Source organism: Duncaniella dubosii (genome assembly GCF_004803915.1).
Classification (GTDB): domain Bacteria; phylum Bacteroidota; class Bacteroidia; order Bacteroidales; family Muribaculaceae; genus Duncaniella; species Duncaniella dubosii.
In genome coordinates, this window is record NZ_CP039396.1 from 3,434,779 (window position 1) to 3,451,353 (window position 16,575).

General features: G+C 50.4%; 8 protein-coding genes and 2 pseudogenes. 8 read left to right on the plus strand and 2 right to left on the minus strand.

Features of this window, described 5'->3' with window-relative positions; translation table 11 throughout:
* Positions 1 to 42: 42 nt before the first annotated feature.
* From E7747_RS15230 to E7747_RS17550, 6 genes and pseudogenes are all read left to right on the plus strand, one after another.
* Positions 43 to 5,874 carry an alpha-2-macroglobulin family protein gene (locus E7747_RS15230; protein WP_136416852.1) on the plus strand — a complete coding sequence of 1,944 codons (5,832 nt, stop codon included), beginning with the start codon at positions 43 to 45 and terminating at the stop codon, positions 5,872 to 5,874.
* Between the two features lie 178 nt (positions 5,875 to 6,052).
* Positions 6,053 to 6,402: pseudogene (rpsF, locus tag E7747_RS15235) on the plus strand (30S ribosomal protein S6).
* Positions 6,403 to 6,672, plus strand: a complete 270-nt coding sequence (gene rpsR, locus E7747_RS15240; protein WP_172480316.1) for a 30S ribosomal protein S18 — start codon at positions 6,403 to 6,405, stop codon at positions 6,670 to 6,672.
* Between the two features lie 21 nt (positions 6,673 to 6,693).
* A complete protein-coding gene (gene rplI, locus E7747_RS15245; protein ID WP_123615016.1) occupies positions 6,694 to 7,134 on the plus strand; it encodes a 50S ribosomal protein L9 in 441 nt (146 codons plus the stop codon).
* Positions 7,135 to 7,386: 252 nt separating this feature from the next.
* On the plus strand, positions 7,387 to 10,209 hold the full coding sequence (locus E7747_RS15250) for a TonB-dependent receptor (protein ID WP_136416856.1): 2,823 nt from the start codon (positions 7,387 to 7,389) through the stop codon (positions 10,207 to 10,209).
* 225 nt (positions 10,210 to 10,434) lie between these two features.
* Positions 10,435 to 10,737: a TolC family protein gene (locus E7747_RS17550; RefSeq protein ID WP_356926270.1), complete on the plus strand. Its 303-nt coding sequence runs from the start codon at positions 10,435 to 10,437 to the stop codon at positions 10,735 to 10,737.
* 160 nt (positions 10,738 to 10,897) lie between these two features.
* Here the strand turns inward: E7747_RS17550 and mutS are convergent.
* Positions 10,898 to 13,515, minus strand: a pseudogene (mutS, locus tag E7747_RS15260) (DNA mismatch repair protein MutS).
* Positions 13,516 to 13,798: 283 nt separating this feature from the next.
* On the opposite strand from mutS, the gene E7747_RS15265 reads away from it, so the two are divergent.
* Positions 13,799 to 14,491 carry an SIMPL domain-containing protein gene (locus E7747_RS15265; RefSeq protein ID WP_123615013.1) on the plus strand — a complete coding sequence of 231 codons (693 nt, stop codon included), beginning with the start codon at positions 13,799 to 13,801 and terminating at the stop codon, positions 14,489 to 14,491.
* Positions 14,492 to 14,576: 85 nt separating this feature from the next.
* On the opposite strand, the gene E7747_RS15270 is transcribed toward E7747_RS15265, so the two are convergent.
* Positions 14,577 to 14,933 (minus strand): PAS domain-containing protein, encoded by a 357-nt coding sequence (locus tag E7747_RS15270; protein ID WP_123615077.1) that lies wholly within the window; start codon positions 14,931 to 14,933, stop codon positions 14,577 to 14,579.
* 419 nt (positions 14,934 to 15,352) lie between these two features.
* Here E7747_RS15270 and pepT point away from each other — a divergent pair, with 419 nt between their 5' ends.
* Positions 15,353 to 16,573, plus strand: coding sequence for a peptidase T (gene pepT, locus E7747_RS15275; RefSeq protein WP_123615012.1), 1,221 nt, complete (start codon positions 15,353 to 15,355; stop codon positions 16,571 to 16,573).
* Positions 16,574 to 16,575 lie beyond the last annotated feature (2 nt).

The window sequence follows — 16,575 nt, forward strand, 5'->3', positions numbered from 1 at the left end:
GTACTGACATTTTTTCTATCCCAACCAACATATTTTTAAACTATGCGTATCGGTAAAATATTCATCCTGCTGTTTACGTTCATATCAGTTTCCATCCATATAGACATGAACGCAAACACCCCTAAGACTCCTGACTTTGCATATCCCAAGACTGTCAGCACCGAATCACTGCGACAACTGTCTGCAGCCCTCAAGACAGACGACGGGCCTAAAGTGGTGCGTGCTCTCATGGACTACTATCTTGCCCGGACGGCCATCGACAGCGGAAACGCAGGAAATGCTCTTGCCAAAATCGACAGTATAGCCACTGCAAGCTCCGACGACATACTGAAGAGCATGCTTTTCACTCTCGAAGCCGACATATATTCGGCGCTATATATGAATCAAAGATGGAAATACGACTCTCGCGAAACCCCGACGACTCCACTGCCCGACGATTTCAACGAATGGAACGGCCTTCAATTCCGCTCACGCATTTCCGCTCTTCTCGACAAAGCCCTGAATTTCACGCCTGCCCTGAAAACTGTGCCCATCGGAAAATATTCATCCGTAATCGACCTTTCGGCCGGAGGGGGAAATAGCGTCTCGTCCATAACCGTCGTCCGCACGACGGAGATATACTATCCGACGCTCTACGATTTCGTTGCCAACCGTGCCATCTCGCTTCTCAGCTCAAACGGAATCATCAATTCAGTCCTTTCATGGGGACTGCTTACACGCCATGACCTCTACACGGCTCTTCCGTTCTCCAAATACGACCCCAACGTCGGACGCATACTTGAACTGTATGCCTCTCTGCTAAAATTCCACGCGCCCGGTTCTGCACCGTTTATCAACACAGACCTACAGCGTCTTACGTTTATTTCCGAGCGAGTCTACCAAGACAATTCCATGTCTGTGTCAGACAGGAAGAGCCGGCTTCTGCGTGAATTGTATGACGAAAACAGCTCGTCGGAATATTCCGGAGATATCCTTCTTGCTTTCCCCGACAGCTACAACGATCCACGGTGGCTCTACGCCTCCATCGGCCACAATATCAAAACATATCCGGCCTATCCGCTAAAAAACAACCTGATCAACAAACGGACACGCATTGCCGAGCAGGAAATCTATGTGACCGCTCCATCTGTCGTAGCCCCCGAAACTGAAACTGAGTTGAAACTCCGGATTTCAAACGTCGTATCGGGAAAGGTATATATATATAATGTGTCGTCGTCACTACTGACAGACAATAGTTATGCCGTAGCCGGACTGCCAAAATTTAAACCTGTGGCAGTACTCCCGTTCAAATCAGCTGAAACGGAAGTTCCATTCAAGGAAAATATAAATCTGAAATATAAATTTCCGTCAGCCGGAAACTATATCGCAATTCCGACAATCGACGGCAAACCGGTCACAGGGAAAAAGTGGTATGACAAAATTCATGTGACCGCTTACGCCATTGCATCGTCAAGATTCGAATCCGCAAGTCTATGGGCGCTCGATGCAAAGACCGGCGCACCGGTCGAAGGCGCTGAATTCACCTTGTATCCCAACAACCGGCGTGGGGACTCCTCGCCAAAGACTATCGGCAAAACCAATGCCGAGGGTTCAGCTGCCTGTTCGTCAAACGGCTACGTGACGCTGACAAAAGGGACCGACCGCTACGCAAATCCGCTATGGATCTACTCCGACGACAATAAATTTGAAGAAAAATGGTATAAATCAGCGTCCGGCTACAGCTCCCTGCCGCTATATCATCCCGGCGACAGCGTGGAGTGGATGGCTATCGTATATGAATATCAGCGCAAAAACCACCGCCCTGTAATCGGGAAAGAGGTAACAGCCATCCTGCGCAACGCCAGCTACATGGCAATCGACACACTGAAACTGACCACTGATCCATTCGGCCGTATCAACGGAAATTTCATACTTCCGAAAGAAGGCTTGACAGGCACCTTCCATATCTCCCTTGAGAATTATGGCGACGCTGTCAGGTTCACGGTATCCGACTACAAACTGCCGACATTCCGCGTAATCCTCGATCCGGTCGAATGTGACTATCCATCGGCCGGTGCAGCCACTCTGCGAGGACACATAGAGACCTATGCAGGCTTCCCTGTGGCCAACGCCGGTCTGACTGTTGACATTTCAGCCCTACAACGCACTCGCTGGTGGTGGAACAGACCTGCAGAAGTCAAGTTCTCCACCCTTGAAGCCACATCAGATGAAAAAGGCGATATTGAAATCACTTTGCCAAAAGACCTTCTGGAAATCTCTCCGATTCCCGGCGGCATTTTCTCTGTGACTATTTCAGCTCTTTCACCTTCCGGCGAGACTCAGACGGCCTCGACAATATTCACTATGGGTTCACGCTACGTAATCCGTCCGTCTGTGCCCGAAAACATCGACATCTCCTCTCCGACCGCCGCAATCAGGCTACAGACCGTCAATTATCAGGATTCCACAATAGCTATGCCTGTCAACTATGAAGTCATACGCGATTCAGCAACCATCCTGCGCGGGACAATCAGGCCGGCCGACGCGACCATTGATCTCACCTCGCTTGCATCAGGGCCTTGCGAACTCCGCTTCTCGCTCGCAGACAGTGCCATGGCAGAGCCTGTGAGCCAAAACGTCGTGCTCTATCGTCCGACAGACACCGCGACACCTGTTCCAGGCCGTCTGCTATGGTATCCGACCGATAAAGTTTCAATCAAAGGCAGCACCGCTGCCTCATGGCTATATGCCGTTGACTGTCCGACAAACCTTCTGGTAAGCATCCACACAGACTCCAAACTCATTTCCCGGCGATGGGTGAAAGCCGGCGAAGGAATGCACACACTCCCGATAGAGCTTCCCGCAGGGGTCGATGAAGCGTCTGTAGAAATCTCGCTTACCGGCAACTACCGCAACTCATCGGCAAGACTCACAGCAAAACGCGACATGCCCGCCAAAGGCATAAAGTTCATAAGCGAGTCGTTCCGCGACCGTCTCGTACCGGGTAGCGAGGAGACATGGACTTTCCGCGTCGTAGACCGGTCTGACAACGGAAAGGAAGCGGCTGTGGTTCTCGACATGTACAATACCGCCCTCGATGCCCTCGTCAGGTCATCATGGGAATTCACCCCTATGACCCAAGGTCCGCGCTACCATTATTTCTGGGAACAATCCGACCTATCGGCTGAATCCGGAATCAGGATTTCAGCATATCCCGACAAATTCCTTTCGGAATACTCAGTACTGCAACCCACGTTTGATACATACAGACGCACATTCTCAAACACCAAGATATACCTAAGCGGGACACGCTCTTATAAAGCCGCTGCCACCACACTCAATGCCGTGGCAGAACACAAAGAAGAAGTCGTTGTCGAGGAGGCTATGAGCTCCGCAGATGGGGCAGTCACATTCAATAGTGCAGGAATGGCCTCTGCCGACATGGCATCCGCCGAAGCTGCTTATGAAACCGATATGGGAGCTGCCGAAGGTGAAAACGGAGTTTCTGAAGAGAAGCCCGAGTCCTCAAAGCCGTTCTCATTCCGCGAGAATGAAGTCTCACTCGCTTTCTTCAAGCCTATGCTGACCACCGATGCCAACGGAAGGCTTTCATTCACCTTCACTGTCCCCAATGCCAATACCCGGTGGGGTTTCCGCGCACTTGCCTATACGGATTCGCTGCTTTCAACCAATTTCTCGGCCGATGTCATGGCCAACAAGCCGGTGATGGTCCAGCCAAACCTTCCACGCTTTCTAAGGTCAGGCGACAGCGCGACAATTATCGCTTCGGTGATGAACAGCAGCGACAAACAGCAGAAAATCACTACCAAGGTCGAGCTATTCAACCCCGCCGACGGCAAAGTCATCGCCGAATACACGCAGGTCGATGAAATCGCGCCATCATCTGCGGCGACAGTCTCTACAGGACTCGTAGCTCCGGCCGACGCTCCGTTCATTGGCTACCGTATCAAATCGTCAACGGATATGTTTGCCGACGGCGAACAATCGCTCATACCCATACTCCCCGCCGTAAGCCCCGTGATTGACACCTATCCTTTCTACATCGCACCCGATGACAAGGATTTCAGCATGCCACTCCCTAAAGTTCCTGCCGATGCCCGCGTGACACTCGAATTCTGCGACAACCCTACATGGTATGTAGTCACCGCCCTTCCCGGACTGCTTGAACAGAAAGCCTCCACCGCCAATGAGGCTGCCGCATCTATATTCTCGGCCTCAATCGCATCCGGTCTGCTGCGCGACCACCCGGTAATAGCCACAGCCATACGCGAATGGACCGAAAGCGACCGCGACGGCTCGGCCCTCACGTCGATGCTTGAACGCAACGATGACCTGAAACAGATATTGCTCGCGGCAACGCCGTGGATGCTCGATGCTAAAAACGACACCGAGCGCATGAATCGCCTTGCACTTCTGTTTGACTCCAAGACACTCGAATCGACATTGAATGCAAACATCGCTACACTACGCAAGCTTGTGAGAAACAACGGCGGATGGGCATGGTTCGGCATGTCGGACGAGGCTTCGATGTGGGCGACACAAAATGTCCTTCTCCTTTTCGGCGAACTCCACCGCCTCGGATTCATGCCTGAACGCAAGGAACTTTCCTCGATGACAGCCAATGCGCTCTCGTGGTTCGACAAAAAGAACGGCGAAGCTTTCGCGAAATCACCCAAGGGAGACTATACACTTTACGTCTACCTCCGTGACTTGTACAGGAATGTCAAAGGTATGTCCGCCCCCCGGCGCAACATAGTCAACGCCACTGTACAGCGCATACTTGAAAAATGGAAGACAGCCGGAGTATTCGAAAAGGGAATATATGCCCGGATTCTTTTCGACAATTCATATCCAAGCGTCGCAAAGACAATCCTCGAATCACTCCGCCAGTACTCGGAATACACCCCTGAAAAGGGTATGTGGTGGCCGTCGCTCGACGACATGACCCTATGGTCAATGGGCAAAGTCGGAACGACAGCCATGCTTCTCTCGACATTCGCCACCGTCGACCCCGACTGTCAGGACATCGACAGAATCCGCCAATGGCTCATATTGCAGAAACAGGCAACGGACTGGGGGACATCAGTCTCAGCCTCCTCCGCCATCGCGGCCATCCTGTCCACGTCAACAAGTCAGGACATCGACAGAATCCGCCAATGGCTCATATTGCAGAAACAGGCAACGGACTGGGGGACATCAGTCTCAGCCTCCTCCGCCATCGCGGTCATCCTGTCCACGTCAACAAAATGGATTGAACCCGCCGATGCCAAGACAGCTTCACAGATAAGCATTGACGGCCACATCGTCAAGCCTGATAGATATGAACTCATGACAGGCTACTTCCGCACTCCTCTCTCCCTGTCACCGGAAAAAGCGGGAGAGCTAAAAGTGAAGCACACCGGCGACACACCGTCATGGGGCGCTGTCTTCTGCCTCTACACCGACTCAATGACCTCAGTTAAAGCCCATTCATGTCAGGATCTCTCTATCGGTAAGAGCATAGCTGCCGGCGGAAACCACAACGACGGCACCCTGCTGAAAGTCGGCGACCGCATCAGCGTGACCCTCACCGTCAAAGCCGACCGCGACATGGACTATGTGACCATCGTCGACGAACGCCCCGGCTGCTACGAACCTGTCGAGCAATTGCCGGCCCCGATATACGCAGAAGGCATCCGGTTCTATCGCGAAAACCGCGACAGTTCGACCAGATTTTTCATTACACATCTGCCAAAGGGCACTTATGTGCTGACCTACGACATGTGGGTGAACAACGCCGGGTCATTCGCCTCGGGCGTGGCAACAATCCAGAGTCTCTACTCGCCGTCGCTCTCAGCCCACACGGCAGGGACGACAATAACCGTCACACAATAGTAAGCGCTGCGTAAACATGCAGAGCGAGGGGCTGTTGAAAAATTAACAATATTTTTTAACAGCCCCTTCAAATTATTTTGCACAACTCGGATAAAATCCTTACCTTTGCAGCCGAAAAAGTGTGCCCGACAGAAATCGGGACTCAACAAACACCAATCACTAATTATAACCAACCAAAATGCATTACGAAACCGTTTTCATTTTAACTCCCGTTTTGTCTGACCAGCAGATGAAGGAAGCGGTAGAAAAATTCGAGAAGGTGCTCACCGACAACGGCGCATCTATCGTCAACGAAGAAATCTGGGGACTTCGCAAGCTCGCTTATCCCATTCAGAAAAAATCTACCGGCTTCTACTCGCTCGTGGAGTTTGACGGCGATCCCACAATCGTCAAGAAACTTGAGACAGCCTTCCGCCGCGACGAACGCGTACTCCGCTTCCTCGTATTCCGTCCGAATATGCTGAGAAGCGTCGCAGCAACCGTGCTAAAGCAACAACTACAGTAACCGAAGAAGCAAAGGAGAACTAAATCATGGCACAAGCATCTGAAATCCGCTACCTCACACCCCTGTCGGTAGACGTTAAGAAGAAAAAATATTGCCGTTTCAAGAGAAGCGGAATCAAATACATCGACTACAAGGATCCTGAATTCCTCAAAAAGTTCCTCAACGAACAGGGCAAGATTCTTCCCCGTCGCATCACCGGAACTTCTCTCAAGTTCCAGCGTCGTGTCGCTCAGGCCGTTAAGCGTGCCCGTCACCTCGCACTCCTCCCCTACGTTACCGACTTGATGAAATAACTTTAAAAGCTATCCGCAATTATGAAAATCATTCTCAAAGAAGACATTGCCAACCTTGGCTACAAGGACGATGTTGTCGAAGTCAAGAACGGATATGGCCGCAACTACCTTATCCCCACCGGCAAAGCAGTGATTGCTACCGAATCAGCTCTTAAAGTTCTTGCCGAAAACCAGCGTCAGCGTGCCCACAAGCTCGCCCGCATCAAAGCTGATGCAGAAGCTGCTGCTGAAGCACTCAAGGACGTTAAACTCACAATCGGCGCAAAGACCTCTTCAACCGGTACAATCTTCGGTTCTGTCAACGCTATCCAGATTGCTGAAGCCCTCGAAAAGCTCGGCCACAATGTTGACCGTAAGCTCATCATCCTTGACTCTATCAAGGAAGTGGGCAATTACACTGCTACCATCAATCTCCACCGCGATGTGAAGGTTGAAATCCCCTTCGAAGTCGTTTCGGAATAATATTTATCCGTAAAGACATACCATCCGGCAGCCGGTCCGTTATTTTTCGGACCGGCTGTCCTGCATATATGCCTGAAAAGCATATACGCAACACATTTTAACATTTTACGTATTATTTCCGATTTATCGGGGAAAGCTCCCCGTAAGTAGAATATGGACAATTCGGAATTAAACTTTTGATTACCTTTACCGTCAGAAAGGAGTAATCACAAAATCATAATCAAAGCAATAGCCAAAGATTGAAAAAAAGACATGACACGTTTCACAAGAACCCTCACCTTACTCTCAGTTCTGCTTCTAACTTTATGCTCCGCAACTATCCATGCAGCCAACATCACCGGCCTTGTCAAAGACATGGAATCCGGCGATCCGATAATGGAAGCGGCTGTCAAGCTTGTCAATGCTAAAGACAGTTCGTTCGTGGCCGGCGTGACCACCAACCTCGACGGCCAGTTCAAACTCGAAAACATCAAAAGCGGCAAATATGTCCTGACAGTAAGCTATATCGGATATGCCGATACTGAAAAAGAACTCACTGTCGGAAAATCAAATCTCCGTCTCGGCGAAATCCGTATAAAGGAAGCCTCTCATATGCTTGGCGAAGTCAGTGTCGTAGCCGTGAAAACTCCTATAAAGGTTATGGAAGACACGGTTGAATATAACGCCGATTCCTATCACACCCAGCCAAACGCCGTGGTCGAAGACCTTCTGAAACGCCTCCCCGGTGTGGAAGTCGGCACTGACGGAGCTATAACAGCCAACGGTAAGACCGTCTCAAAAATTCTCATCGACGGCAAGGAATTCTTCAGCGACGACCCGCAGGTGGCCTCAAAGAACCTTCCGGCAAACATGGTTGACAAACTTCAGGTCGTTGACCGCAAAAGTGACATGGCCCGTCTGACAGGTGTCGACGATGGCGAAGACGAAACCGTCATCAACCTCACCTTTAAAAAAGAAATGAATCAGGGATGGTTCGGAACAGCCGAAGGCGGCTACGGTACGGATGACCGCTACATGGGTTCGTTCAACGTCAACCGTTTCTGGGACGGAAATCAGATAACCCTGCTCGGAAACTTCAACAACACAAACCAGATAGGCTTTACCGACAGTAACGGCAACCGTTTCCGCCGTTTCGGAGGAAACAACGGCATCACCGAATCGCGTGCGCTCGGCCTTAACATCAACATCGGAAAAGAAGAAATCATCCGCGTCGGAGGCGACCTCATGTGGAGCAACACGGATGCCAATTCGACCACAAGACAGGATCGTGAATACCTTTTCGAAGACCATTCCACCTACTCAAAGATACGCAAGGCCACTCGCGACCGTGGCAACAACTTCAGAGGAGACTTCCGTGTGCTCTGGAAACCCGACTCGTTCAACACTCTTGAATTCCGTCCGAATTTCTCATTCAACTTCAACAAATCGTATGACAACGAACTGACCTCCTATCTCAATTCAGCGATGGAGAAAGTCAGCGACAACACTGCAATCGGACAAAGCGACGGCGATTCCTACGAAGTCGGAGCACGCCTCATCTACTCTCACAACTTCAAGAAACACCGCGGACGCTCGTTCTCCGTCTCAGGGCAATACCGTTTCTCAAATGTAATCGAGAAAGCGACCTCAATCAATGATTTCATACGCTATATCATCGAAGAAGACCCCGACAATACAGAGGACAACTCTGAACTGCTCAACCAATACACCGACAATCATACCTGGAGCAACCAGATAATGGGACAGTTCACTTGGACCGAACCTCTCGGAGACGTGGCCGACGGCCATTTCCTAACTTTCGCATATCGTGGATCATACCGCTGGAACAATGCCGACAAGCTCGTCTACAACATTCCTGACGAATATGACCTCGACATATTTCCTCCTGTCGGTGAAGAGCCGGATCCGGAATACTCCAACCGTTACCGAAACAACTATTTTAACCAGAACATACGACTCGGCTACAAGAAAGTCGGCGCCAAGTCAAATTTTGAGATCGGAATGGCGCTCGTCCCGCAGATGTCAAAATCAATCTATCTCGACAACGCAGACAAAAACATCAGCCGCTGGGTGACAAATTTCGCCCCCTTCCTGCGCTACCGCTACAAATTCTCGAAAAGAAGCTCTATTCAGGCCAACTATCGCGGACAGTCGTCACAGCCGTCAATGTCACAGCTCCAGCCTGTTCTCGACATCTCGAATCCTACCAACAAGGTGCAGGGTAACCCGAATCTTGACCCTTCGTTCAGCCATAATGTCAATCTCCGTTTTCAGGATTTCAACATGGAATCGCAACGCTCCCTAATGCTCATGGCTGACTTTCAGTTCACACAGAACTCCATCATCTCAAAGACGACATTTGACGAGTACGGTTCGCGTCTGACCGAATATGTCAATGTCAACGGAGTCTGGAACGGCCGCGTCATGAATATGTTCTCAATGCCTCTTCGCAACAAGCTCTGGAGCATATCGAACCATGTATTCGCAAACGTCCGGCACAACGTAGGTTTCAACAACAATGTCCGCAACAACTCTCTCTCATTCTCTGTGCGAGAAAGTCCCGGAATCACTTTCCGTCCCGACCACTTCGAATTAGAACTCCGTCCGATGTACATGCTACAGACAACCCACAACAGCGTCCAGACCAATGCCAACCAGACTGTACACAACTATGGCGGACGTTTCGACGGGTCCTACTACACCCCTTGGGGTCTGACATTGCAGACAGACATCAACTACACGGCTACTGCCGGCTATGCCGCAGGTTACGACACCCGGACATGGATGTGGAACGCCACAATCTCCCAGCAGTTCCTGCGTGACAGATCTCTCACTCTCGCCGTCAAAGTCTACGACCTCCTCAACCAGCGCAACAACATCCGCCGCAATATTACTGCTAACTACATAGACGATATTGAGTACAATTCTCTCTCCCGTTACTTCATGGTGACGCTCAGCTACCGTTTCAACTCATTCGGAAAAGGAAACGAACCTTCAGGCGGCGGTGATTTCATGCGTCGCGGACCCGGCGGACCCGGTGGACCCGGTGGACATGGCGGCCGCGGTCCGAGATAACCGCTCTTGATCTACGCTCATTCCCCTCTCTCTTCACAAAAAGTCATTTCTCATATATTTTTTCACTTTTTCATCATGTTTGACAATTATCGGATAAGGGGCGTCTTCATTCTGGCGCTCTCTTGGATCAGTGTGACTTCCTACGCAGGTGATTAAATAGCCGTCTGGAGCTATAACGATTGTATTAACCATGCCCGTGGCAACAACATAGCTCTCCGTCAATCCATCCTTTCAGAAGAATCCGCTGCCCTCTCTCTTGAGAAAGCTCAGGGTGAATGGCAACCCTCACTTGACTTCGGGACAAATCAGGGTTATTCAAACGCACCTTGGAGCAACGGCAGCAGCAATGCCTATACAAGCAACTATAACCTCAATGCAAGCCGGACTGTCTGGGACGGAGGCAAACGCGAGAGCGCAATCCGCCGTGGCAAGACCGATGTCGAAAGACTACGCTACGCAACCGACAACACACTGCGCAACATACGCACAGAAATTCTTTCGGCTTACAAAGCTATCCGCTACGAATAAATTCCACAGATTCAATCCTATCCGAAGAGAGAGGCGTGACGACACTGATAGAATCGTCACGCCTCTCTAATATCCATTCAATTCATTTGCTTGGGAAAGCTTTCTGAAATCTACAGCTGACAGTTAGAAATCACACAAGCTTAAATCTCAGTTGGCGTTGCTACTTTCCTGTAAGAATCGTCTTGATGTCATGCAGTTTGTTGAGAGCCGCCATAGGGGTCAGATTATTGATGTCGATACCAAGAATCTCGTCGCGCAGCTGTGCGAGAACCGGGTCGTCAAGCTGGAAAAAAGAAAGCTGTACACCCTCGGCCGTATCTGCCACGCCTGAAAGATTTTTGGTGACACGCTCGTCGCTTTCGCGGTTCACCTTTTCAAGATGCACAAGCACCTCGTCGGCCCTCCTGACTATCGACTGCGGCATGCCGGCAAGCTTGGCTACATGTATGCCGAAACTGTGTTCGCTGCCACCGCGCGCGAGTTTACGAAGAAAGACGACCTTACCGTCAATCTCGCGAACCGACACATTATAGTTGACCACACGGCTGAAACTCTTCTCCATTTCATTCAGTTCATGATAATGTGTGGCGAAAAGAGTCTTCGGATGTATGCCTCCGTGCTCGTGGATATGCTCCACGATTGCCCAAGCGATTGAAATGCCGTCGTATGTCGATGTTCCTCGGCCGAGTTCGTCGAAAAGAATCAGTGACCGCTCGCTCATATTGTTGAGAATCGATGCCGCCTCGTTCATTTCGACCATGAAAGTCGACTCGCCGAGCGAAATGTTGTCGCTCGCGCCAACACGGGTGAAAATCTTATCGACAACGCCTATGCGGGCACTGTCGGCAGCCACAAACGAACCGATCTGGGCGAGAAGTACGTTGAGCGCCGTCTGGCGGAGCAAGGCTGACTTACCCGACATGTTAGGGCCTGTGATCATCATAACCTGCGTTCCGTTGTTCGACAGGTTGACCGTATTGGTTATATACGGTTCACCCGGGGAAGCTCCTTTTCGATGACCGGATGACGTCCCTCGACGATTGACAGTTCAAGCGAATCATCGACAAAAGGTCGGTTGTAACGGTTTTCCAGCGCGACACGCGTGAACGAACTGAACACATCGAGGCGCGCCACCATCTGCGCGTCAAGAAGTATGGCCGGAATGTATGCACACAAATCATGCACGAGGGTCGTATAGATACGCTGTTCGATGATTGCGATACGGTCCTGCGCCGTCAGAATTTTTTCTTCATACTCCTTCAGCTCCTGTGTGATATAGCGCTCGGCGTTGACAAGTGTCTGCTTGCGAATCCATTCGGCGGGCACTTTGTCCTTGTGGGTATTCGTCACCTCGATATAGTAGCCGAACACATTGTTGTAGGCGACTTTAAGCGACGGTATGCCGGTCAAAGCGCTCTCGCGCTGCTGTAGACGCAGAAGATAGTCCTTGCCCTTGTAGGCTATTTCGCGGAGCTCGTCAAGCTCGCTGTCGACACCATCCCTGATTACCGGCCCCCGGTTGATAGCCGTCGGCGGATCGGGATTAATTTCCTTTTCGATACGCTCGGCAATCCCAGTGCATGGATTCAGCTGTTCGCCGATGCTTTCGAGAGCCGGCTGTCCGGATTCGAGACATATATGGCGGATAGGTTCGATCATGGCCAGCGCATGGCGCAGTTGCACAAGTTCGCGCGGATTGACACGTCCGGCTGAAACTTTCGCAATCAGACGTTCGAGATCTCCGATCTGCCCCAAGGCATCCTTCAGGGCATCGCGGTTATCAGGCGAGCGGAAAAAGTAGTCCACTATATCAAGACGCCGGTTTATCTCACGCGAGTCCTTGAGCGGAAACAGAACCCAACGCCGCAACAGACGCGCACCCATCGGACTGACCGTGCGGTCAATCACGTCAAGAAGACTCTTTCCGTCCTCGCTCATGGAGGCGACCAGTTCAAGATTGCGCACCGTGAATCGGTCGAGTCTGACAGCCTTCTCTTCCTCGACACGTGCGATAGAAGTGATGTGTGAAATCTGTGTGTGCTGCGTTATGTCGAGATAGTGGAGAATAGCTCCGGCAGCGACCACGGCTGCGTGCATGGCATGGATGCCGAAACCCTTCAGCGAATTTGTCTCAAACTGTTTGAGCAGACGGTCCATAGCCGCATCTTCGGTAAAAATCCAGTCGTCGAGTTCGAATGCAAGATAGTGTTCGGCGAAACTGTCCTCGATCAGACGTTTCTTCCCGCGCTCGACAAGCACTTCTTTCGGCGCGAAATTCGCGAGGAGCTTCTCGATGTAGTCAACCGACCCTTCTGCTGCGAGAAATTCGCCGGTCGAAATGTCAAGAAAGGCCACGCCGACATCCTGTTTGGTAAAATTCAGAGCCGCAAGGAAATTATTTTCCCTATTGTTGAGCAGAGTGTCGTTGATTGAGACTCCGGGAGTGACGAGCTCTGTGATGCCTCGCTTCACAAGCTTCTTAGTTGTCTTAGGATCCTCAAGCTGCTCGCATATAGCCACACGCTTACCGGCTCTGACGAGCTTAGGCAGATAGGTGTCAAGTGCGTGATGAGGGAAACCGGCAAGCTCGACATATTGCGCCGAGCCGTTGGCACGACGGGTCAGAGTGATTCCAAGAATCTCTGAAGCCGCTACCGCATCCTCCGAAAATGTCTCGTAAAAGTCACCTACTCTGAACAGCAACACTGCATCCGGGTGCTTTTCTTTCATTGCCATATACTGTTTCATCAACGGAGTCTCAGCGATCTTCTTTGCCATGGTGCTTTATATCGTGTCTTAAATAAATCTTCGTTTGTCAAGGCCGATTCCGGGATTGTCAGGGGAAAAATCAACAGAAATTTTTAACGGCCTCTTGTTTCTGACTACAAATTTATAAACTTTCAGCCAAAAATTAAGGCCGGACAACGGTAGTATTGAACAAATATTTGTAATTTTGCTTTTCCCTAATAGACAACCAAGCCGTTTTTCCGCGCGAAAATTCCGCTTTAATCAACAGTTTCCAACCTCAATATAAATCACCCTAATTTAAAACAGACACATTATGAAATCCAATTCCGTTATCTCTGCCGGGCTGATTGCCGTCGGGCTTGTGATTGTCGGCATTCTGCTGAAAGCCGGTATTGACAACATCGCGTTCCGCGACCGCGAAGTGACTGTCCGCGGACTTGCAGAGCGCGAAGTGCCGGCCGACCTCGTCACTTGGCCTATCACATATTCACTCGCCGGCAATGACCTCCAGACAATCTACAACAAAGTAAGCACCAACAACGACATTATCGTTAAATTCCTCACTTCCAACGGCATCAGTCAGGATGAAATTTCCGTAAATCCGCCCGACACTTACGACGCGACCTCAAACCGCTATCGATCAGACTCGTTCTCCTACAACTATTCCATCAACTGCACTGTCACCGTGACCACAAAAAAAGTGCAGAAGGTGCGCGAGCTGCTCAACCGCCAGTCAGAACTGCTCAAGGAAGGCATCGCCTTTTCCAACTCATATATCAACTATCAGTTCACCGGCCTCAACGCCATCAAACCTGAAATGATAGCTGAAGCTACCAAAAACGCCCGCGCCGCGGCCGACCAGTTTGCAGCCGACAGCGAAAGCCGTGTAGGGAAAATCAAGACCGCCTCACAGGGCCAGTTCTCAATCGACGACAGCGACTCCTCAACCCCATTCATAAAGAAAGTCCGCGTGGTCTCCACGATTGTCTACTATCTCGAAGACTGAACTAATCTCTTTCTATCCTGAAAAGACATTTGAAAGCTATCCCCGGACGAAAAATAATTCATCCGGGGATATTGATTTTTCCTTGTTATTTCTTATCGCGGTCATAATGAGGCATATCATCCGGCAGCTCAATTGAAATCTCCACCAGCCCGGCAATCCGTCCATCGGCACGCCACGGGGTCTGATAGATTATCTTTCGGCGTCCATGCTTGGTAATTGTATATGTATTAGATTCGCCGGTGTCAAGCATCCTGCGCATTATTGATTTAGACCGCTCGTTGTGACATGGAAACAGATTACGGCCACGCATATCTCCTCTTGACGCAAATGTTTCAAGAGCCTTTTCGTTCATATACAGAATCACGCCATCCGCATCACATACCGTCACCGCACAATTCATCCCGAACGCCCAGTCCGGGATAGAGTTTCTGAAATTATCCATATATGTTAGAAGTTGATTGGTTTTATTTATCTGACAATGGCAAGACATGAGCCTTTTGAAAAACACGGCCATATCCAAGACACAAATTTAGTGTTTTTCTGCAAAAATACCCAACAAACCTCACCACATATAATAATATATTGATGGACTCAGGCAATCAGTTTTAACGGCATCAATACGACTTAGCCGATGCCACAACAAACCTTACAATCTGCCTTAATAATATGGCGATAGCGGCTATTTGCGGGAATTGATAGTTTTTATTGAAGGTATCAGTGGGTGGAGTTTTAGACGGGATTAATGTTATAGAATGGCCTTAGAAGGTTAGTTTCGCATTTTTTGTTGTCTGTACGCGAAAAAGTCACTACATTTGTAGCTCTGATTTACAAAAACGAATATATTTCAACAATCTCTACATCATGACAGTAGTTGACCGTTTTTTAGAATACGTAAAGTTCGACACCCAGAGCGACGAACTCACAAACCTCACCCCATCCACTCCGGGACAGATGATTTTCGCCCGGCATCTTGAAAAGGAACTCCACGACATGGGCCTATCCGACATAACCCTTGATGACAACGGTTATCTCATGGCCACACTCAAAGGCAACACCGACAAGGAAGTCCCGACAATCGGATTTATCGCACACCTCGACACATCGCCCGATCTCAGCGGCAAGCATGTAAGCCCGCGGATCGTAGAGGAATATGACGGCGGCGACATTATCCTTAACGCCTCTGCCGGAATAACACTCAGCCCCACTCAGTTCCCCGAGCTTCTCAACTACGTCGGACAGGATCTCATTGTAACCGACGGCAACACTCTCCTCGGAGCTGACGACAAGGCAGGCATTGCCGAAATCATCACCGCTGTCGACCACCTCATCAAGCACCCCCACATCAAGCACGGCGACATACGCATAGCGTTCAATCCGGACGAAGAAATCGGACAGGGCGCACATAAATTCGATGTCGACCTATTCGGCGCTGACTGGGGATATACGATGGACGGCGGAGAAATCGGCGAACTCGAATATGAAAACTTCAACGCCGCAGTGGCCAAAATCACCTTCAAAGGCCGCAACGTCCATCCCGGCTACGCCAAACACAAGATGATCAACTCAATCCGCATAGCCAACCAGTTTGTCATAATGCTCCCGCGCTGGGAGACCCCGGAACACACCGAAGGCTACGAGGGTTTCTATCATCTCATATCATTCGAAGGCTCGGTCGAGGAAACAGTGCTCACCTACATTGTCCGCGACCATGACCGCGACCGTTTCGAACGCCGCAAAAAGGAACTTGAACACCTCACCCGCAAAATCAACAACGAGTTTCCCGACTGCGCGTCAATCGAAATCAAGGACCAGTACTACAACATGCGTGAGAAAATCGAGCCTGTCATGCACATCATCGACGTAGCCGTACAGGCGATGAAAAATGTCGATGTCACACCCAAAGTGCAGCCGATCCGCGGTGGGACAGACGGCGCCCAGCTCTCGTTCAAGGGACTTCCCTGCCCCAACATCTTTGCGGGAGGTCTTAATTTCCACGGCCGTTATGAATTCGTGCCCATCCCCTCGATGGAAAAGGCCACGCAGGTGATTGTCGAGATTGCCCGTCTCGTCGCCGAGAAATAAAA

Coding starts and splice junctions, on each gene's coding strand:
- E7747_RS15230 (WP_136416852.1), top strand. CDS start 43: ATGCGTATCGGTAAAATATTCATCCTGCTGTTTACGTTCATATCAGTT.
- rplI (WP_123615016.1), top strand. CDS start 6,694: ATGAAAATCATTCTCAAAGAAGACATTGCCAACCTTGGCTACAAGGAC.
- E7747_RS15250 (WP_136416856.1), top strand. CDS start 7,387: ATGACACGTTTCACAAGAACCCTCACCTTACTCTCAGTTCTGCTTCTA.
- E7747_RS15265 (WP_123615013.1), top strand. CDS start 13,799: ATGAAATCCAATTCCGTTATCTCTGCCGGGCTGATTGCCGTCGGGCTT.
- E7747_RS15270 (WP_123615077.1), bottom strand. CDS start 14,933: ATGGATAATTTCAGAAACTCTATCCCGGACTGGGCGTTCGGGATGAAT.
- pepT (WP_123615012.1), top strand. CDS start 15,353: ATGACAGTAGTTGACCGTTTTTTAGAATACGTAAAGTTCGACACCCAG.